Annotated in this window: 18 protein-coding genes; 8 read left to right on the top strand and 10 right to left on the bottom strand. The window is 64.2% G+C overall.

The window, feature by feature from the left end:
• Positions 1–58 precede the first annotated feature (58 nt).
• Complete coding sequence (locus tag AC56K1_RS08895; RefSeq protein ID WP_497157481.1) at positions 59–1,147, bottom strand: WD40/YVTN/BNR-like repeat-containing protein; 1,089 nt, start codon at positions 1,145–1,147, stop codon at positions 59–61.
• 3 nt (positions 1,148–1,150) lie between these two features.
• The gene (locus AC56K1_RS08890) at positions 1,151–1,420 is read right to left on the bottom strand and encodes a MoaD/ThiS family protein (protein ID WP_497157480.1); all 270 of its coding nucleotides are present in this window, start codon (positions 1,418–1,420) and stop codon (positions 1,151–1,153) included.
• Positions 1,421–1,542: 122 nt separating this feature from the next.
• On the opposite strand from AC56K1_RS08890, the gene AC56K1_RS08885 reads away from it, so the two are divergent.
• From AC56K1_RS08885 to AC56K1_RS08870, 4 genes are all read left to right on the top strand, one after another.
• Complete coding sequence (locus tag AC56K1_RS08885; RefSeq protein ID WP_497157479.1) at positions 1,543–1,845, top strand: hypothetical protein; 303 nt, start codon at positions 1,543–1,545, stop codon at positions 1,843–1,845.
• Positions 1,846–2,069: 224 nt separating this feature from the next.
• Positions 2,070–4,850, top strand: a complete 2,781-nt coding sequence (gene prsT, locus AC56K1_RS08880) for an XrtA/PEP-CTERM system TPR-repeat protein PrsT (protein WP_497157478.1) — start codon at positions 2,070–2,072, stop codon at positions 4,848–4,850.
• Between the two features lie 65 nt (positions 4,851–4,915).
• The gene (locus AC56K1_RS08875) at positions 4,916–5,788 is read left to right on the top strand and encodes a PEP-CTERM/exosortase system-associated acyltransferase (RefSeq protein ID WP_497157477.1); all 873 of its coding nucleotides are present in this window, start codon (positions 4,916–4,918) and stop codon (positions 5,786–5,788) included.
• 30 nt (positions 5,789–5,818) lie between these two features.
• A complete protein-coding gene (locus tag AC56K1_RS08870; protein WP_497157476.1) occupies positions 5,819–6,667 on the top strand; it encodes a PEP-CTERM/exosortase system-associated acyltransferase in 849 nt (282 codons plus the stop codon).
• On the opposite strand, the gene AC56K1_RS08865 is transcribed toward AC56K1_RS08870, so the two are convergent.
• Positions 6,664–7,494 (bottom strand): HesA/MoeB/ThiF family protein, encoded by an 831-nt coding sequence (locus AC56K1_RS08865; protein WP_497157475.1) that lies wholly within the window; start codon positions 7,492–7,494, stop codon positions 6,664–6,666. The genes AC56K1_RS08870 and AC56K1_RS08865 overlap by 4 nt on opposite strands.
• A 513-nt stretch (positions 7,495–8,007) precedes the next feature.
• Here AC56K1_RS08865 and AC56K1_RS08860 point away from each other — a divergent pair.
• Complete coding sequence (locus AC56K1_RS08860) at positions 8,008–8,889, top strand: PEP-CTERM sorting domain-containing protein (protein ID WP_497157474.1); 882 nt, start codon at positions 8,008–8,010, stop codon at positions 8,887–8,889.
• A 91-nt stretch (positions 8,890–8,980) separates the two neighbouring features.
• Here the strand turns inward: AC56K1_RS08860 and AC56K1_RS08855 are convergent, their stop codons facing one another.
• The 7 genes from AC56K1_RS08855 to AC56K1_RS08825 form a co-directional block, all read right to left on the bottom strand.
• Positions 8,981–9,733 (bottom strand): GAF domain-containing protein, encoded by a 753-nt coding sequence (locus AC56K1_RS08855; RefSeq protein WP_497157473.1) that lies wholly within the window; start codon positions 9,731–9,733, stop codon positions 8,981–8,983.
• Positions 9,734–9,855: 122 nt separating this feature from the next.
• On the bottom strand, positions 9,856–10,956 hold the full coding sequence (locus tag AC56K1_RS08850) for a nucleotidyltransferase domain-containing protein (protein WP_497157472.1): 1,101 nt from the start codon (positions 10,954–10,956) through the stop codon (positions 9,856–9,858).
• Entirely contained in the window at positions 10,953–11,867 is a 915-nt protein-coding gene (locus tag AC56K1_RS08845; RefSeq protein ID WP_497157471.1) for an HprK-related kinase A, read from the bottom strand. Before AC56K1_RS08845 ends, AC56K1_RS08850 begins: the two co-directional genes overlap by 4 nt.
• Positions 11,861–12,133 (bottom strand): HPr-rel-A system PqqD family peptide chaperone, encoded by a 273-nt coding sequence (locus tag AC56K1_RS08840; protein ID WP_497157470.1) that lies wholly within the window; start codon positions 12,131–12,133, stop codon positions 11,861–11,863. Before AC56K1_RS08840 ends, AC56K1_RS08845 begins: the two co-directional genes overlap by 7 nt.
• Positions 12,134–12,148: 15 nt before the next feature.
• Positions 12,149–12,712, bottom strand: coding sequence for a hypothetical protein (locus tag AC56K1_RS08835; protein WP_497157469.1), 564 nt, complete (start codon positions 12,710–12,712; stop codon positions 12,149–12,151).
• 183 nt (positions 12,713–12,895) lie between these two features.
• Positions 12,896–13,507, bottom strand: coding sequence for an XrtA/PEP-CTERM system exopolysaccharide export protein (locus AC56K1_RS08830; RefSeq protein WP_497157468.1), 612 nt, complete (start codon positions 13,505–13,507; stop codon positions 12,896–12,898).
• A 140-nt stretch (positions 13,508–13,647) separates the two neighbouring features.
• Positions 13,648–14,451, bottom strand: a complete 804-nt coding sequence (locus AC56K1_RS08825) for a S1 family peptidase (RefSeq protein WP_497157467.1) — start codon at positions 14,449–14,451, stop codon at positions 13,648–13,650.
• Positions 14,452–14,826: 375 nt separating this feature from the next.
• Between AC56K1_RS08825 and AC56K1_RS08820 the strand changes: the two genes are divergently transcribed.
• The 3 genes from AC56K1_RS08820 to AC56K1_RS08810 are packed head-to-tail and all read left to right on the top strand — an operon-like array spanning position 14,827 to position 18,872.
• On the top strand, positions 14,827–16,356 hold the full coding sequence (locus AC56K1_RS08820; protein WP_497157466.1) for an XrtA system polysaccharide chain length determinant: 1,530 nt from the start codon (positions 14,827–14,829) through the stop codon (positions 16,354–16,356).
• A gap of 19 nt (positions 16,357–16,375) precedes the next feature.
• The gene (locus AC56K1_RS08815) at positions 16,376–17,335 is read left to right on the top strand and encodes an XrtA-associated tyrosine autokinase (protein WP_497157465.1); all 960 of its coding nucleotides are present in this window, start codon (positions 16,376–16,378) and stop codon (positions 17,333–17,335) included.
• Positions 17,316–18,872, top strand: a complete 1,557-nt coding sequence (locus tag AC56K1_RS08810; protein ID WP_497157464.1) for a TIGR03016 family PEP-CTERM system-associated outer membrane protein — start codon at positions 17,316–17,318, stop codon at positions 18,870–18,872. The genes AC56K1_RS08815 and AC56K1_RS08810 overlap by 20 nt, the downstream gene beginning before the upstream one ends.
• The last annotated feature ends 1 nt before the right edge of the window (position 18,873 follow it).

The raw sequence follows: 18,873 nt of genomic DNA, 5'->3' as shown, positions 1-18,873 counted from the left end.
TACGCGGCCCGGTCCTTCCGCCGCCCGCGTCAATCGGGCGGCGTGCGGTGATGTTCGCTCAGCCGAAGGTCACCGCATACACCGGCGGCAGCGAGGTAGACAAGGTCTGCCAGCTGTCGCCGCCGTTCTCCGAGATCCACACCCCGCCTGTCGTCGACCCCATGATCAGGGTGCGGCCGTCGTCGGCCACCGCCAGCCCGTGGCGGTAAACCAGGTCGTAGCAATGCTCCTGCGGCAGGCCCTTGTTCACGACCTCGAAGCTCTTGCCGCCATCCTGGGTGCGCAGCACCGCCAGCGCGGCCCCGACCGGGATGCGGCGCTGGTCGGCTTCGGCCGGCACGAACCAGGCGGTGTCGCCGTCCAGCGGGTGCGCCGCCACCGCGAAGCCGAAATGCGACAGCGGTACGCCGGTGATTTCCTGCCAGTGCCGCCCGCCGTCCGTCGAGCGCCACATGCCGTTGTGGTGCTGGCACCAGAGCACGTCCGGCTGTCCCGAGCAGCGCACGATGCGGTGCGGGTCCTGCACTTCCTCGTTCTCGTTCATCTCGGGCGGCATGTAGTCGGCGCGCATGCCGGTGGCGCTGATGGTCCAGCTCTCGCCGCCGTCCTCGCTGCGCCAGGCGCCGCCGCAGGACACACCTACCAGCAGCTGGCGGCCGTCGCGCGGGTCGACGCAGATGCTGTGGATGCCCGGCACGTCATAGCCGCCGCCGAACCAGCTGGCGCGCTCCGGCACGTCCCACAGCGAACGCACCAGCTCCCAGGAGTCGCCATGGTCGCGCGAGACGAACAGGCCGCCGGGCAGCGTGCCTGCCCACAGCAGCCCGGGCTGCTCGGGCAGGCCGGCTTCGAGCCCCCAGACCAGGCGGTTGTTCCAGTCGACCTTGTCCTCGCTGCCTTCCGGCTTGGGCGGATAGGCGGGGGCCGGCAATTCGGTCCAGGTTTCCAGGCCTGCGCGGCGGCGCTGCAGCTTGACGCCGAAATGGCCCAGGTTCAGCGCCGCGTACAGGGCGCCGTCGCGGCGGTCGGCCAGGGCCATCGACACCGGCTCGCCCAGGAAATGCACCGGGCCGAAGGTCCATCGGCCCTTCTCTCGATAGAGCTCGAACAGGCCCTTGCGGGTCGATAGATAGGCACGCTGGTTCATGGTTCAGCCTCCGGAAAGGGCCTGCAGCACGTAGACCTGGCTGGAGGGGGTGAGTGGATCGTCCAGGCGCCGGGTGTCGCGGCAGCGCCGGCCGTCGATGAAGATCGTGACGTTGGCGCGCAGCGCGCCCTGGTCGTCGAGGACATAGCCGCGCAGGCGAGGATTGGCGACAAACGCGGCTTCGAGCGCGGCGCGCAGCTCGCCGGCCGCGGTGTCCACCTGCGGCAGGCTCGTGAACCGCGCCAGTTGCTGCGTAAAGAATACGTGTGCCATCGGTCTCCCCTGGATTGCCCAGATTGTATGCGCGCCGGGCTCGCGCGGCTACTGTCCAATCGGCTCGCCCGGGGTGGCGATGCTGGCCTAGAATGGACTTTCCTTGTCCAGCGGAGTTCACCATGCCGATCCAGCCCGAGCAGCTTGCCGCCCTGATGCATGAAGTCGAACAGGAAGACCCGATCGATTTCGCCGATCTCCCCTTTCCCGAGGACGAATTGCGGGCGCTGGTGGCCACCCACCTGTGTGAAATGGCCGCTGCGATGGAGAATTTCAGTACCGAAGACCGCTTGACGACCCTGCTCGCGGTGTCGGCCAAGCTGGTCTTGGAGAACCTCGTGCTGCACGTCCAGCTGCTGCGGCGCCATGGCCTGCCAGTGGGCGACGACGTTGAAGCCCTGCTGGGACGCTTGCGCAAATCCTGAGCCTGGCACTGCGCTCTTAAATGTTGCGATCGCCTGCCATCTTTCTGCAAATCAACACTAGCAGTCGCTCATCTCGCACAATAGCAACAGCAGAAAGCTATTTGCAATAACGGATGAGCTGCGGACGCTTTCGACGCATTCCGTGAGGTATTATTAACAGTCGGGAAACTTCGCTTGCACCCTACACACGATATTCGCAAGTGCCTTCATCAAAGGGAAAGACAATGCCGGGTAATCTCACCAAAAAACAACTTGCCGTTGCCGTGGTCTCCGGCGCTATCCTGCTGGGCGCGGGCATGGCGGGTTGCAACCGCACCCAGACTGCGGAAGAATTGCTGGCCGAAGCGCAGCAATACGAAACCAAGGGCGACCGCAAGGCGGCGCTGATCCAGCTCAAGAACGCTGTCGCACAGAATCCTGAAAACGCCGAAGCGCGCTTGCGCCTGGGCACCCTGCACCTGGAGCTGGGCGATCCGGCCTCGGCCGACAAGGAATTGCGCAAGGCTGCCAGCCTGGGCACTGCAGCCGACAAGACGCTGCCGATGCTGGCGCAAAGCCTGCTGATGCAAGGCAAATTCCAGCCGCTGCTGGACGAGATCACCGAAGACAAGGCCAAGGTCTCGGCCCCGCTGCTGGCACGCCGCGGCGACGCCTTCCTGGCACTGGGCGACGCTGCCAAGGCGCGCGCATCCTATGATGCCGCGCTGGCGCTGAACCCGAATTCCGGCGACGCACTGATCGGCATGGCGCGCCACGCCGCTGCCGGCAACGACCTGGCCAGCGCCCAGCGCTTCACACAGGACGCCACCACCCGCGACCCGAAAAACGCCGAAACCTGGATGCTGATGGGCAGCCTGCTGCGCAGCGAGGGCAAGACCAAGGAAGCGCTGGCCGCCTATGACAAGGCGCTGGCGATCGACCCGGCGCACCGCAGCGCCAACATCGAAAAAGCCTATGTGCACATCGGCACCAACGACCTGGTGGCGGCCAAGGCCGACGTGGACGCAGCGCTCAAGCATGGTACGGGCGACCTCAACACGACCTACGTGCAGGCCCTGCTCGCCTTCACCGGCGGCAAGAACGCGGAAGCGAAAGAATCGCTGCAAAAGATCCTGCGCGCAGCGCCAGACCACATGCCGAGCCTGCTGCTGTCGGGCGCCGTCGAGCTCAATCTCGGCGCCTATCAGCAAGCAGAGCAATATCTGCGTGGCTATCTTGCCAACAACGAGAACAATGTCTACGCACGCAAGCTGCTGGCCCAGGTCCTGCTGAAAACCAACCAGCCGGCCGAAGCCGCCGCCGTGCTCGCCCCGGCCCTGAAGACCGCATCCACCGACCCGCAGCTGCTGGCGCTCACCGGCCAGTCCTACCTCCAGACGCGCGATTTCGCCAAGGCCTCGTCCTATCTCGAGCAGGCCAGCACCCTGGCGCCGTCGGCCGCCAGCATCCACACCTCGCTCGGCTTGTCCAAGCTCGGCCAGGGTGATATCGGCAATGCAGTGGCGCAACTGGAAAAGGCCACCGCGCTCGATCCGAAATCGCTGGACGCCGGGTTTGCTTTGGTGCAGGTCGAGCTCGGCCGCCGCCAGTACGACAAGGCCCTGGCCGCCGCGGCGGCGCTGGAAAAGGCCCAGCCCAACAGCGCTGCGGTCCAGAATGCCAAAGGCAGGGTCTACATGGCCAAGGGCGACGTCAAGAACGCCCGCGCCAGTTTCGAAAAAGCCGTGACGCTCGAGCCGACCATGTTCCAGGCCGTGTCGAACCTGGCCCAGCTGGACATGAACGAGAAAAACGTTGCCGGCGCCAAGAAGCGCTTCGAGGCCGTGCTGGCGAAAGACAAGAAGAACATTGAAGCGATGACGGCGCTGGCGCTGATCGAACAGTCGCAGAACAATGTCGCTGGGACGACGAGCTGGCTGGAAAAAGCCCAGAGCGAGAATTCGGAAGCGGTGCGTCCGGCGCTGGCGCTGGGCTCGCATTACCTGCGCATCAAGCAGCCGGAAAAAGCGCTGGCGCTGGCGCGCAAGACGCTGGCGATCCACCCGAGCGAGCCGGAGGTCCTGGACCTGATGGGCCAGGCCCAGATCGCCACCAAGGATAATGCCGGCGCCCTCGAGTCCTACGACAAGCTGGCCAAGGCCGTGCCGAAGTCGGCCCAGGCGCAGGTGCGCCTGGCAGCGATCCACATGCTGATGAAGAACAATGCTGCTGCGGCTGAAGACCTGAAGCGCGCGCTCGCCCTCGACCCGAAATTCGACCAGGCACGCATTGCGCAGATCGAGCTGGCCATGCGCACGAACAAGCCCGAGGAAGCGCTCGCCGTTGCTCGCCAGATGCAGAAGGACGACCCGAAAGCGGTGCCCGGCTATGTCCTCGAGGGTGACCTCCTGATGACGCAGAAGAAAGCTGCGGCCGCGGCCCAGGCCTATGACAAGGCGTTTGCGCTGTCGAATTCGCCACAGGTGCTGATGAAGGCCACCCAGGCGCTGGCGCAGAGCGGCAAGACCGCCGAAGCCGAAGCGCGCATGGTGAAATACCATGCGGCCAACCCGAAGGATGAGCTGGTCGCGATGGTGGTTGCCGATAGCTACCTGGCCAAGCGCCAGTTCAAGCCGGCCATTGCCAGCCTGGAAGCCGCGCTCAAGACCAACCCGTCGAATGCCGCCGCCCTGAACAACCTGGCCTGGGCCTACCAGCAGGAAAACGATGCGCGCGCGCTGCCGACTGCCGAACAGGCGTTCAAGCTGGCCGGCAGCAACCCGGCCATCCTCGACACCTATGGCTGGATCCTGGTCCAGAAGGGTGACACCGCGCGCGGCGTCGAGCTGCTGCGCAAGGCCGTCGCGGCCAGCCCGCAGGCGCCGGACCTGCGCTACCACCTCGCCGCCGGCCTGGCGAAAGCCGGCGACAAGGCGGGCGCGCGCAAGGAAGCCGAGACGGCGCTTGCCGGCGGCAAGCCGTTCGCCAGCCTGGACGACACCAAGGCATTACTGCGCCAGCTCTAAGCTGCCTGCGGCCGCTACGGCGGCCGCAGTATCCCACCTGCATCCCGGCCTGTCTCTTCCCCACCATGACAACTGTTATCCAACCACAAGAGTGCGAACCAGTCCCGCTTGGATTCTTTGCCCGCCTGACCGGCCGTTTTACCGGCAAGCAAGACATTCTTATTCCCTATTTTAATTTCCGTAAGGTATTAAAAGGGAATATGGAGTCCTATGTGTTGAAAGAGATTTATAAGCTCCGCTATGAAGTGTATTGCATCGAACGACATTATCTTGAGGCAAGTAATTGCAAAGAGGAAATGGAAACCGATGAATATGACGATTGCTCGATTCATTTCGCCGCTTATACGCTGAGCAACGATATCGTCGGCACCGTTCGCCTGGTGCAACCGCATCCAGGCCAGCAATATCCTTTCCAGTCGCATTGCGTTCCGTTTCCAGAATTCACCTATCCAGCGCCCGACTCGGCAGCCGAAATTTCGCGCCTGGTAGTGCGCAAAACCTATCGCCGGCGCCGCGGCGACTCGATGGAGGGCATTTCGCAGGACTTTCGCGAAAAAGGTAGCACCAAGGCAATTCAACCAAGTTCAACCGTGCGCGGCGACAAGCGCGGCAATAGTCCGCTATTATTGCTAGGAATGTATCGTGAGATGTACCGCCATAGCCGTCAGAACGGGATTCGTTACTGGTATGCCGCTATGGAAAGGTCACTGGCGCGCTCGCTGGATAAGATGGGATTCAAGTTCGTGCCGATTGGGCCGCAGGTCGATTACTATGGTCCCGTTACACCGCACATGGTCGACTTGAATGAGCTGAACGAGCGCTTAAAGAGAGAAAACAAGTTCCTGGCAGCCTGGTTCAATGACGAACCGATTCCCATCTGGATCATGGTGAAGACCATGGTCGGAAATTATCTGGGGGCACGCTTCAGGAAAAAATAACTAGGGTCCGAGACTGGACAATAAAAACAGATGGACAACGGAAAAGCCCGCGTCGACCCTGACGCCTTCCTGTCCCGTGTAGATTTCGGGGCGCACCAGGAAACGATCGACCACGTCAACAGCAACATTTTCCGCGCTTACCTGGGCAGCCACTTAGCCAACATCCCAGGTGACATTTTTAAGCTTCGCCACCAGGTGTATTGCCTGGAATGTGCCTTCCTCCAGCCCGACCAGTATGTCGACGGCATGGAGCTCGACGATTACGACGACGCCTCCACCCACTTCGCGGCCTATACGCTTGAAGAAAAGCTGATCGGCGCGGTCAGGCTCGTGCAGCCCGTGGCGCCCAAGCCCTACCCGTTCGAGTTGCACTGCGAAGTATTCGACGATTTCGACATGCCCGACCGCGAACAGTCGGCCGAGATTTCACGCCTGGTGGTCAAGAAAAGCCACCGCCGCCGGCGCGCCGACAGCGTGCTGGGCATTCCCGGTTTCCTGCCGAGCCACGAGCCGGCGGTCGAATTCGATCCGGCGGTGGACCGGCGCGACCGTAGCTCGCCGATGCTGCTGCTCGGGATGTACCGCGAAATGTTCCGCCACAGCCAGGAAGCCGGCATCCGGTACTGGTATGCCGCGATGGAGCGGTCGCTCGCGCACGCGCTCAAGAAAATGGGATTCCGCTTCATGGCCATCGGCCCGGAAGCGAATTACTACGGTTCCGTCACGCCCTACGTGCTGGACCTGCATGACCTGCGGCGCAAGCTCTCGACGAGCAACCCGACCCTGGCGGCCTGGTTCAACGAAAAACCGCCAGTGGTCGAACACACCCACCCTTCCCGCGTCCACGTGGTCCGCAATCCGGGCAACGACATCAATTAAGCAGCGATATTCACCAGCTTGGTCGTGTGGTTGCGGAAGCTGTGCACCACCATGTTCGGCGATGCCGGCACATCCATTCCCGCCAGCATGTCGTGCATCATTGAGACGGCCAGCGCGGCGACCGTGAAGCTGCCCACCGCGATCTGCGATGCCGGGCAAGGACGGCCGTCTTCCATGATCGTCAGTGCCTTGGCCACCTGCTCGACCACCTGGCGGTCGAGGTGGGCGCCGATCCGGCCCATGATTTTCCCGAACACGTTCGCATAACTGGCATCGCCTTCGCCCTGGGCGTGCTGGACATCGTGCGCGATGACGTCGGCCAGCGAGGCGCTGGTGCCCGCAGGGAAATACAGCACGCCGGCGCCGAAACCGATCGACAGCGCAGTAAACACGGCCTTGCGCTGCTCGCGGGCATTCGTGTGCAGGGCCAGGATGGCTTCGAGGTCGAGGAAATCGATGGTATCGAAGATGATGTCGACACTGTCCACCAGCGACTGGGCATTGCCCGCGTCGAGGTTGGCCTGGACCGCTTCGACTTTCGCTTCCGGGTTGATGCGCAAAATGTGCTTCTTCAGGGCCTGCACTTTCGGCGAGCCGATGTCGTCGAAGTCGTAGAACTGGCGGTTCAGGTTGTGTGCGTCGACGGTATCGCCGTCGATCAGGACGAATTCGCTAAAGCCCATGCGCGCGGCGCAGATGGCGGTCGAGGCGCCCAGGCCGCAACCGGCGATCAACAGGCGGGTGCTGCGGATCTTTGCCTGGGTGTCGCTGGACACATAGCCGTTATTGCGCGTGGTAAAGGTATCGTAATCGAAAGCGTTGGTCATGGAACCCTCATATCGGAATGGTGCCGCATTGGCATGGTGCAGGAAAGTACGCGTCGTACGCCCATAAATAGCGCGCCACTTCCTTGCAAATAATGCGAGGCATCATGCCATTTTCTGGCCGTGTCAGCCAGCTTTTCAATGGGCTCAATTTGACTGTCGGTTTTCCTTACAGCTGCGCTGCAGTCTGCCGGCTTTTCAGCTTGGCTGAGACCGCGGCAGGCTTGTCCCATCTCTTACCCACCCCTGTAAACCCATCGCGAATGCTGAAACTGGCAAATGCGCTGTAGTTTGATTCATCGCAACAACTTCTATGTCCGCAAGATATATCAGCGTGTCGAAGAACTTTACAGGGGTAAAAAAGAGCCCGGATAGCTCATGTAGGACTAGTTCCCGCCGAGAAAATAAGCCCAATAAAATCAATCAGTTGCAACGGGCAACATTTTGCTGGCACGCGGATTGCTTAATACCTCGTGTCGCTCCCCGCAGCACCAAATTAAATCTCTGGAGATTAGAATGAAACTGAAACAACTGATTACCGCCCTGACCCTCGGCTTCGCAGCACTGTCCGCATCGGCTACTCCGCTGGACGCAATGACCGGCGCCCTGAACATCAAGCTGACCGGCCTGACCACCGAAGCAAACAACCCTGCCGGCACCAACGAAACGACCTGGGGCGTAGGTAACATCACCCAAATCATCGGCACCGGCGGCCAGAACTGGTTCTCGGGCGTGTCGGATGGCACCTACCTGTACTACATGATCTACGGTATCGCTGACCAGAACATCATCTATGATGATGTCTCGAAGAAGTTCAGCATCTACAACATCGGCGCTACCGGTGGCGCTGCTGACGGCGAGATCCACCTGGACATCTACCGTTCGACCACCAACCTGCTCGAGCTGACCTCGAACTTCAATGCCAACCCGGCTGGTCGTACCGGCTACGACAGCTACTCGCTGTTCGCTGGCATGGAAAAATATCTGGCAGTCACCTTTGGCGAAGGCAAGCAGACCGTCAACGTGGCAGGCGGCACCAATCCAGGCGCCGACGAGACCCTGGCAACCTTGGTCCAGACCGCTACCGGCGCGACCCTGCCAGCCGCTGGCGAAGGCCAGTTCTTCGGTGACGTGATCGGCGGCACCGCGAAGACCCAGTGGGACACCAACGGCCAGTTCGGTCACGACTTCGACGGCAAGTTCACGCTGAGCACCAACGGCGCGAGCCAGGGTTCGGGCACCTGCACGGACGCACAAATTGCTAACAACACCTGCTTCGTCGGCCTGATCAACGATCCAATCCGCGCCAACAAGATCCCTGAGCCAGGTTCGCTGGCCCTGCTGGGTCTGGGCTTCGCCGGTCTGGCTGGCCTGCGCCGCCGCCGCGCTGCCAAGTAATTTTCCTGCACACGACCGGGGCAACCCGGCCGTGGCATGAAGGCTGAAAAGGCCGGATCCTGCAAGGGATCCGGCCTTTTTCATTGTGCCCTCAACTGCCGGCGCGGGCGCCCTCCTGCAGCGTCCCCTTGAGCTGGCCGATCAGTTCGGTCGCCGCGCTGACGATCTGGCCGGGCGCAAAGCCGGCCCGCGTCATCTCCTTGTAGAACGAGCGCGCCAGGATGCGCGCAACATCTTCCGGATTCTGGTAAGCGGTGCCGGGCGCGGCGCCACCCCGGTGCTGCCCCTCCTGCCCCCGTTCATGCGCATCGCGCACCAGCGCCATTTGCGCAAAGCGCGACGCCAGCAGGTGCTGCAGCTGGATCACCTGGACCGATTTCCCGATGAACAGCGCCACCACCTCGAGCAGGTGCAGCTCGGCTTCGCTGAAGGCGGCGCCTGTGACGTTCACCACCCCGACCAGGCGGCCGTCGATGCGCACCGGCGCCGACATGAGGGCCGGCAGCATGGTGTGCTTGCGCCGGGCCAAGCCGGCGAAGGCGGAGCGGGTAATGTCCTCGACCAGCAGCGCGCGGCCGCTGGCCAGCACCTGGCCGCAGATGCCTTCGCCGCTTGCCACCAGGGCATTGGCGGCGGCCGGCGGCAGCTCGCCCGCGCTGGCGCACAGGCGCATGCGCAGGTCGTCGGGGGATTCGCTGTTGAGCAGCATGACCGAACAGCTGGCGGCGCCGACCAGGCGCTTGGCCAGCTCGGCATGGCTATGCAGGTTGTCGTCGAGGCTGCCGCTGGCGAGCAGGGCCTGCACGTCCTGCAGGCGCACCAGGCGCTTTGCATGGTCAGTCATGGATCACCTTCCGGATAAAGGGTCGACGCTGCGCCGGCTGAGTGCGGCAATTGATAATAGATTAATTCACACCTTGCAACAAGCGGTATCGCTGCAGGTGTATCCGGAAGTCAAGGTCCTGGCTAGACCGGCGCCTGGGTTTCTTCCTGTCCTTTGCGCGGCGACAGGAAAGCCTTGTGGAACAGGTGCCGCGCCAGCATCAGCGGAGGCATGCGCAGCCAGTTGCTGCGCAGGTAAAGGGCGAAGAGCACGGCCGGGCTCAAGGCGCCGGCGCAGCTCGGATGCGGGGGCAGCAGCGCGCGCAGGAACAAGCCATCCATCAGGGCGAGCAGCGGACTTGGGGGCCGTCCGGCAACGGCGGCTTCCGCCATCACGCCAGGCGGCACCGGCGTGCCGAGCAGGCGCGCCGCATAGCGCAGCGCGTAGAACAGCGGCCGCGCCAGCTGCAGCTCGACGGCGCGCGCCGGCAAGCTGGCCCAGAAGCCGGGCGCCGCGCCGAACTCCAGCAGCAGGCGGTGCAGGTCGAGCAGGTCGCGCAGGCCGTGGTGCATCTCGCCTTCCGAGAACAGGTGCACCGCGCTGTGCAGCACCATGTCCTGGGGCGCCAGCGTCCACAGATTGTCGCTGCCCGGGATCGGCAGGGCGGCCGCGCGCAGCAGCACCGGGTCGGGCCGCGCTGCCGCCGTTTGCGGCAGGATCGCGTGGTGCACGTCGACCACGTTGCCGCGGCGGACATGCTCCATCGGCGGCAACTCGTGCATCCATTCGTGGTAATAGCGCTGGTCGTAGGCATCCTGGTGGGTGCCGGCCCAGCCGTGCAGCATGAGCGCGCCCTCGACCTCGACGATCCGGTCTTTCGGCACCAGGATGTCGACGTCGGAAAACATGCGGCCGCCCGCGGACGGCAGGCCGGCCATGGCATAGGCGGCGCCCTTGAGCAGGATCAGCGGCAGGCCGAGCCCCTCGAGCGCCCGCCCGATGCAGCGCACCTCGAAGCGCACCGCGCGGCGGTGGCGCACGGCAACCACCTGCGCCCATTCGAGATGCTCGCGCGGCGCCGGCGGCACCTCCGCCAGCGCGCCGGCCTCCTCGAGCAGCCCGCGCAGGGTCGCGGTCAGGTCGGCACTGGCGGCCTGGCGCAGCAGCAGCTCCCATTCGGCCATACCGAGCGCGGCGGCCCTGCCAGGCGCGCGCAGCACCTCGACCAGTAGCGGCAGATTCATGCAGCGCCTCCCGCCAGCGCGTCAAACACGGCCATGGCCTCGTCCAGTGCGCCATAGCTGAATTCGAAACCGGCGCAGCGCTCCACCAGGCGCCCCAGGGTGTCGAAGCCGGTCGCGCCCAGCACCGGATAATTGAAGGCGTTATCGGCCACGCGCATGAACAACTGGGCCTTCGGCACCGGTTCCAGGCGCGCCGGGGCGCCGGCCAGGTAGCGCGGGAACACGATGTGGGTGGCCGGCACGCTGGAGGCGGCGGCCGCCACGCTGGCGCTGGAGGCGCGCATGTGGCCGATGGTGCCCTTGACGGTGCCGGGGACCAGCGGCCCGAACACAGCCTGCGGCGCGTAGGCGCGGATGATCCCAATCGAGGCGTTCTTCAGGCTGACCGGCCGCGGCAGCGGGAGCAGCGCCAGGTCGCCAGGGCGCACCAGGGCCAGCTCGTCCGACAGCAGGCGCCAGCCGCGGCTGGCCAGGGCCGCGCACAGCGTGCTCTTGCCGGAACCGGGTGGCGCCGGCATGACCACGGTGCAGCCGTCGCGCTCGAGCACGGCCGCGTGCACGATCAGGTAAGTGTGCGCGTGGTTGGTGACGCACCAGTTCATGACCCATTCGAACATCGGGTGGGCCTGGTCCAGCGGCAAGGGTTTAAAAGGTGCGGCGCCGTCCTGGTCGAACCGCACCTGCGGCCGGAACCAGCGCCGCAGCCCGCCCGCACGGCGAAAATTCAGCTGGAAATCGGCGAAGCCGTCGTCCTCGACCGGATAGTCGGCGTACAGCCGGGCGATGGTGTCGGCCAGCTGGGCGATGTCGGTGCGGATGCGGCTGCGGAAAGGGCCGGTATGCAGCACCAGGCCGGGGCCGGCAAAGCGGCGCAGCACTTCCTGCCGCGTCAGGCCGGCCAGGGTCAGCATGGGAAGGGTTCGACCAGGTCGAGGCGGGCGAGGTCGTCCAGCACTGACGCGAGTTCGCCGGCGAGGGCGGCGGCGTCGATCTCGAATTCGTCGAGCAGGGCCGCGCCGAGGGCCGCTTCGTCCAGGGGACCGGCGCGCAGCGCCTCGAGCAGGCACAGTGCCGCGGGGCCGAGCAGGTGGGTGGCGCCGGACAGGTCGTTATACAACAAGGCCTGGTCGTCCCAGGCGCGGCAGGCCAGCGACTGCCCGGGAATTACACGCCACATCGGCAAGCGCGGTTCTTAATCGTGGGTCGCCTCAAGGTAGCGCTTGGTCTGCTCGGCATTCCAGAAGATACCCTTGGCCGGCTTGTAGGTGCCACTGCTCTGGATCTCGCTCCACATCTGCTGCAGCGTCTGCACCGACAGGAAGCCGATCCGGCCCGACAGCACGTTCAGGTAAGTGGCAGCCAGATGCTTGCCGAAGTTGGACTTGTCGAAATCGCAGCCCTGCATGATTTCGTACAGCGACTTGCTGCCGTAGGTGCTGACGTTGTTTCCGGAACAGGCGAACACGTCGCTGAAATCCGTACCCTGGGGGGTTGGCCAGCCGCCGTGGTTCTTCCAGTAGCCCGGCGACTTGCCCTTGCAGGCAGGCTGGGGCCGGGCATAGTTACTGCTGAGACCGCCGGACAGCGCCCCCGAGGGCGACACGCACACCATCCTGCTCATCGTGGCATGGCTGTCGACCGTCCACAGGACACTGGCCGCACCCAGCCCGGCCTTGGTCAGGCGGCGGCGCGCCGCGCCACGCGCGCTCATCGGCGCCGTGGATTTGGCTTGGTCTGGTTGATGTTCGGTCGACACGGTGCATCCTCACAAGGTGGTTATGCCTAGACGGCAGGCATTTCGAATAAGCAAGAATTATGCCTCGAAAGCACGAGCGTTGAAACTTGCTGCAAAAACAAGCACCTACAGCAAATTGCTCAGCCTTTGTCCTACCAGTCTAGCCAGTACGCCGGTCACTGTGTAAGAATTTTCGACAGCCGATCAGAAAAAGCTCTCAGGGACCACCAGGATGTCGCCTGGACGCATCGTGATGTTGGCCGAGATGTCGCCATCCTTGATCAGGTCATCGAGGCGCACCTGCAGGCGCTGCTGCTTGCCGTCGACCGTGCGGATCACGGTGGCGCGGTTGCCCGCGGCGAATTCGGTGACGCCGCCGACCGCAATCAGGACGTCCATCAGCGACATCTCCTTGCGGTATGGCAGGGCTTGCGGCTTGGTTGCCTGGCCGATCACGCGGATCTGGTCGCTGTAATTGCCGACGAAATTGGTCACCACGACCGTCACCACCGGCTGCTGGATGAACTTGGCGAGCGCGCCTTCGATGTCGCGCGCCAGCTGGGTCGAGGTCTTGCCGGCGGCCGGCAGGTCTTCGACCAGCGGCGTGGTGATCTTGCCGTCCGGACGGACCGGGACCGACATCGACACTTCCGGGTTGCGCCACACAATGATGTTGATATTGTCGCCCGGGCCGATCAGGTATTCCGGGTTGACCACCTGGGTGTCCACCACCGCAGGCGGGGTGCTGGCGCAGCCGGCCATTGCGAACAGGCAGCCAATGGCTGCAGCCTGGGCTGCGCGTTTGATTCCTTGCATCGTTTTCGTGCTCACGTCAAAAATCCCCTGGTTGGCATGGCGGCAGCCGTCTGGCCGAGGCCACTGCCGTACTCGCAAAATTGTCGAGCGCTATTTTATACCATAGCACTTCGGCAATCTTGTGCACAACTGAAAAACGCCTATTGGGATCTTTGCAACAGCTCATGCACATGGCGTACCGGGATCGCATAGGTGATGCCGCTCGGGTCGGACACCGCGCTTTCCTTCAAGCCCTTGAGGAAGACCATGTTAATGACGCCGACCACGGCGCCGCTGGCCGGGTCGTACAGCGGACTGCCGCTGTTGCCGGGATAGGCCGTGCCGTCCAGGTGGTAGATGTCAAAGGAGCGGCGCTGCAGCTGGGCGATGGCGCGCGGGTCGAGCTGGCGCGAGTTCAGCGACGGCCGCACCACCGGTGCGATCGCCGCCAGCAGGGCGCGGTGGGTGGCCGCGTGCAGGCCGAGCCGCATGCCGAGCGGATAGCCGGTAAACGCCAGGGCCTGGCCCTCGGCCACCGCACCCTCCCCTGCCAGCGCCAGCGGCGCCAGGGCCGGCCCGCTCAGGCGCAGGTGGGCCAGGTCGTGTTCGCGGTCGACTGCGGCGACGCGCGCGCTGCGAAAGCTCACCGCTTCCCCGCCGTTGCCGATGACGATCCCGATTTCCTCCATGCGCGCCACGTCGAGCGTGGGTGGAATCACGTGGGCATTCGTGATCACGCTCAGGCCGTCGCCGACGACGAAGCCGGTGCCGCTGAAGACGATGGCCGGCTGGCGGGTTTTCAGCAGGGTACCGACGCCGACCACCGAAGGCTTGACCCGGGCCACCGTGCGCGGCAAGGGCTGGGGCGCCTCGCGCACCAGGTCCTGGGCGGCGACGGGCAGCGCCATGGTGCACAGCAGCATCGGCGCGCCCAGCAACAGGCGGCGCAGTCCTTTAACTGGCATGATGTCATTTCGATTAGGAATCAATTGTGTGGCCTCTTTTGTATTTCCGACATTAAAATATAGCATTTGATTCAAAGCAATAGTCGTTGTTGACCAAGTAGTCGGTTGAAGAGACGGACGAACTTACTTCCAAACAACTTTTTCTTCGGCAAATCGTTGTAAAACAGCAATAAACTATTGGTAAATTGCTCTGAACCCATAGATTTGATGTTGTCCTTGGGAATTCCTGTTGCACAAACACCATTTTTGTGACACTAGCCGCTTTTTTTTCCGACCTGCAATTGCAATTGCTCAGTCAACAAGCGATCATGCACACTCTTATTGATTGATAGGCTTGCGTTTTTTGGCGCAAGCCTTTATGGCGAGATCCACGACATGGCAGATATCACAGCCTCAATTCTTACTTTCCTCAAGGCGATCGGGAAGTACCGCTGGCATGCAGTCTTCATCACCTGGGCCGTCGCGATCGTCGGTTGGGCCGTGGTGCTGAAGCTGCCGAACCAGTACGAAACCTCGGCCCGCGTCTATGTGGATACCCAGAGTATCCTCAAGCCGCTGCTGTCGGGCATGACCACCCTGCCGAACATCGAGCAGCAGGTGATGTTCATGCGCGGCACCCTGATCAGCCGCCCGAACGTCGAACGCGTCATGCGCATGGTGGACCTGGACGTCAAGGCCACCAACGCCAAGGAGCACGACGAGATCGTCGACGAGCTGATGTCGCAGATCAAGATCGCCGGCACCGAGCGCGACGACATCTATACCATCAGCTACACCGCTCCCGACCCCAAGCTGGGCAAGGACGTGGTGCAGGCGCTCCTGACGATCTTCGTCGAAGGCGGCGGCGGCAAGAAGCAGGATTCGGACAAGGCCGTCCAGTTCATCGACGACCAGATCCGCAACTATGAAGAGAAACTGGCGGCTGCCGAGAACTCCCTGAAAGAGTTCAAGATCCGCCACGTCGGCATGCTGCCGTCGGAAGGCGCGGACTTCGGCACGCGCATGATGGCCAGCACCGAGGCGCTGAGCACCGCGCGCCTCGAATTGGCCGAAGCCGAGCAGGCGCGCAATGCGATCCGCCGCCGCATCTCGGGCGAATCGCTGCCGGGCGACAGCGCCGTGGCGCCGGTCAGCAACCCCGAGCTCGACGAACGCATCGCCACCGTCAACAAGACGCTCGACACGCTGCGCACGCAATACACCGAAGCCCATCCGGACATCGTCGCCAACGCACGCCTGCTCGAGCAGCTGCTGGCCCGCAAGCGCGACGAAGCCAAGAACCGCAAGCGCAGCAGCGATCCTGGTGCCGGCTACAGCCCGATGCTCCAGCAGCTCAACGTGGCGCTGTCGGAAGCCGAAGCGCGCGTGGCCTCGCTGCAGGCCCGCGTCAACGAATACAGCGCGCGCACCTCGCGCATGCGCACCCAGAGCACCCTGGCGCCGGAAATCGAAGCCCAGCTGGCCCAGCTCAACCGCGACTACGAAGTCAACCGCGACAACTACCAGAAACTGGTGGAGCGCCGCGAATCGGCCAAGCTGTCGGGCGACCTGTCCTCGGCCACCGACATGCTGACCTTCCGCGTGATCGACCCGCCGACCGCACCGCCACAGCCGTCCGGCCCGAACCGCCTGCGCCTGTTCTCGCTGGTATTCGTCGGCGCGCTCGGCGCCGGCCTGGCCGCTGCCTTCCTGATGAGCCAGCTGCGCCCGACCTTCCTGAGCCAGGCCGCCCTGCGCGACGCCACCGGCCTGCCGATCCTGGGCTCGATCAGCATGAACTGGACCGGCGAGCAGACCGTCCGCCGCAAGCGCCGCCTGCTGGCGCTCGGCGCCTCCGTGCTGCTGCTGCTGGCCCTCTATGGCGCGGGCGTGACGGCCATCCTGGTCCGTCCGAACGGCCTGTAACCGAATCCAAGGAGCAGACGTGAGCATTATCGAAAAAGCGGCACGCCGCATCGACCTGGACCGCGGCCAGGCCAAACCGCCGGCGCCCGTAACGCCTTCCCCGGACGGCATCGACACCAGCGAGACGCTGGCCGTGGCCGCACCGGCAGTCGTCCCCGTTACCGCAGCCGCACCAGCCGCACCGGCAATGCCGGCGCCAGACGCTGTACAGGTCGTGCACGCTGAAGAGGCGGCCCCGGCCGCCCGCGGCAACACCCGCAAGGTCGAGCTCGACCTTGCCAAGATGCGCGCCACCGGCATGGTCACCGCCGCCGGCGGCCGTACCAGCCTGCTCGAAGACTTCCGCCTGATCAAGCGCCCGCTGCTCAAGCGCGCCTTCGCCGAGCGCACCGCGGGCGGCAACCCGGGCAACCTGATCATGCTGACCAGCTCGCTACCGGGCGAAGGCAAGACCTATTGCGCGATCAACCTGGCGATGAGCATCGCGATGGAACTGGATCACACTGTGCTGCTGGTCGACGCCGACGTGGCGCGCCCGTCAGTGCTGCGTAACCTCGGCCTGCCGGCCGAGCGCGGCCTGATGGACCTGCTGATCGACGACAAGCTCGACATGTCCGACGTGCTGCTGCGCACCAACGTCGACACCCTGAGCATCCTGGCCGCCGGCACCAGCACGCCGCGCGCCACCGAGCTGCTGGCCAGCTCGACCATGACTTCGCTGGTGCGTGAAATCGCCAACCGCTACCCGGACCGGATCGTCATCTTCGATTCGCCGCCGCTGCTGCTCACCAGCGAAGCCCGCGCCCTGGCCTCGCACATGGGCCAGATCGTGGTCGTCGTCGAATCCCAGACCACGACCCAGCACGCGCTCAAGGAAGCGCTGCACCAGCTGGAAGGCTGCACCAACGTCAATCTCATCTATAACAAGACCAGGGACATTCCCGGCATCGAAGAGACGTATGACTACCATTACGGCTAAATCGCCACGCCGGGCGCTGCGCCTGGCGCCGCTGGCGGCCGCCGCCATGCTGCTGGCATCGGAATGCCAGGCCGGCTGGAAGATCTATCCGACCATCGGCATTACCCAGACCTATACCGACAATGTCAACCTGCGCCCGCGCGGCCAGGAAGAGTCGCAGTTCGTCACCGAATTCACCCCGGGCCTGGCCATATCGGGCAGCGGGCGCCGCTACAAGGTCGCGGCCAGCAGCCAGTTGCGCCACTACGAATACAGCGACGGCGACCTGCCCGGCACGATCGACAACCTGCACGAATACAGCTTCGCCGGCCAAGGCATGCTGGTCGACGACCTGCTGTTCATCGACGCGGCCGGCGGCTCCTCGCAGCAGCCGGTGTCGGCCTTCGGCCCGCAGCTGGGCAATAACCTGTACGCGACGGGCAACCGCGCCAAGATCAAGACCTGGCGCATCACCCCTACCCTCGACAAGCGCTTCAGCAACGATGCCCGCGCCGTGGTGCGCTACTCGCGCGATTCGGTCGATGCGGGCACGGTCAACCGCTTCGGCAGCAGTCTGGGCGACACCCTCAGCGCCAGTCTGGACAGCGGATCGATGTTCCAGGCCCTCGGCCTGGGCCTGAACTACCAGCGCCAGGACCTCCAGAACGACCTGACCGGCGAATCGTCCTCGGAATCAGCCGGCACCAGCCTGCGCTACGCACTGAACCGGCGCTTTGCGCTGACCGCCACCGCCGGCTACGACCGCTACGACTACGAAGGTCCGGGCCAAGATACGGCAGGGCGCAACTGGTCGGCCGGTTTCGACTGGGCGCCCTCGCTGCGCACCAGCGTGAGCGCCGCGATCGGCCACCATTTCTACGGCAAGACGGGCAAGCTCAACGCCAGCCATCGCAGCCGCTACACCAACTGGAGCATCGTGTACGACGATGCGATCACCAACAGCCGCTCGCAATTCCTGCTACCGGCGGCGATCGACACCACTGCCCTGCTCGACCGCCTGTTCGCGGCCACCATCACCGACCCGGTGCTGCGCCAGCAGGCCGTGGCCGGCTATATCCGCAACAGCGGCCTGCCGCCTTCGCTGGCCGAGAGCGTGAATTACCTGAGCAACCGCTACGTGCGCCAGAAGCAGCTGCAGGCCTCGATGGCTTACACCAAGGGGCGCAGCGGCCTGATCGTGTCGGCCTTCAGCAGCGAGCGTATCGCCTTGTCGAATCAGGAGAGCGACGCCCCGCTGCTGGGCACCGAACTGTCTTCGCTCAACGACAACGTGCGCCAGAAGGGCGTCAGCTCGAACTACACCTACCGGCTCAACAGCCGCACCAGCGCGCTGGCCTCGGTCCTGCTGATGCGCAGCCGTTCGCTCGAGACCGGATACGAAGACAACAGCCGCCAGTTCCGCGTCGGCCTGACGCGCCGGCTGGGCAACAAGCTGAGCGCAGCGGCGGAATTCCGCCACATGCGCGGCGGCGTCGGCATCAACGCGGGCAACTACCGGGAAAACGCCATTTCGGCCACCCTGTCCGCGCAGCTTTAAG

This window comes from Telluria sp. ZB4P37 (assembly GCF_059685855.1).
Note: the sequence above shows the minus strand (reverse complement) of the source record. Positions and strands in the feature narration are given on the sequence as shown.

Coding starts and splice junctions, on each gene's coding strand:
- AC56K1_RS08895 (WP_497157481.1), bottom strand. CDS start 1,147: ATGAACCAGCGTGCCTATCTATCGACCCGCAAGGGCCTGTTCGAGCTC.
- AC56K1_RS08825 (WP_497157467.1), bottom strand. CDS start 14,451: ATGCCAGTTAAAGGACTGCGCCGCCTGTTGCTGGGCGCGCCGATGCTG.
- AC56K1_RS08865 (WP_497157475.1), bottom strand. CDS start 7,494: ATGACCAACGCTTTCGATTACGATACCTTTACCACGCGCAATAACGGC.
- AC56K1_RS08855 (WP_497157473.1), bottom strand. CDS start 9,733: ATGACTGACCATGCAAAGCGCCTGGTGCGCCTGCAGGACGTGCAGGCC.
- AC56K1_RS08845 (WP_497157471.1), bottom strand. CDS start 11,867: ATGCTGACCCTGGCCGGCCTGACGCGGCAGGAAGTGCTGCGCCGCTTT.
- AC56K1_RS08820 (WP_497157466.1), top strand. CDS start 14,827: ATGGCAGATATCACAGCCTCAATTCTTACTTTCCTCAAGGCGATCGGG.
- AC56K1_RS08830 (WP_497157468.1), bottom strand. CDS start 13,507: ATGCAAGGAATCAAACGCGCAGCCCAGGCTGCAGCCATTGGCTGCCTG.
- AC56K1_RS08870 (WP_497157476.1), top strand. CDS start 5,819: ATGGACAACGGAAAAGCCCGCGTCGACCCTGACGCCTTCCTGTCCCGT.
- AC56K1_RS08875 (WP_497157477.1), top strand. CDS start 4,916: ATGACAACTGTTATCCAACCACAAGAGTGCGAACCAGTCCCGCTTGGA.
- AC56K1_RS08890 (WP_497157480.1), bottom strand. CDS start 1,420: ATGGCACACGTATTCTTTACGCAGCAACTGGCGCGGTTCACGAGCCTG.
- AC56K1_RS08810 (WP_497157464.1), top strand. CDS start 17,316: ATGACTACCATTACGGCTAAATCGCCACGCCGGGCGCTGCGCCTGGCG.
- AC56K1_RS08850 (WP_497157472.1), bottom strand. CDS start 10,956: ATGAATCTGCCGCTACTGGTCGAGGTGCTGCGCGCGCCTGGCAGGGCC.
- AC56K1_RS08860 (WP_497157474.1), top strand. CDS start 8,008: ATGAAACTGAAACAACTGATTACCGCCCTGACCCTCGGCTTCGCAGCA.
- AC56K1_RS08840 (WP_497157470.1), bottom strand. CDS start 12,133: ATGTGGCGTGTAATTCCCGGGCAGTCGCTGGCCTGCCGCGCCTGGGAC.
- AC56K1_RS08885 (WP_497157479.1), top strand. CDS start 1,543: ATGCCGATCCAGCCCGAGCAGCTTGCCGCCCTGATGCATGAAGTCGAA.
- prsT (WP_497157478.1), top strand. CDS start 2,070: ATGCCGGGTAATCTCACCAAAAAACAACTTGCCGTTGCCGTGGTCTCC.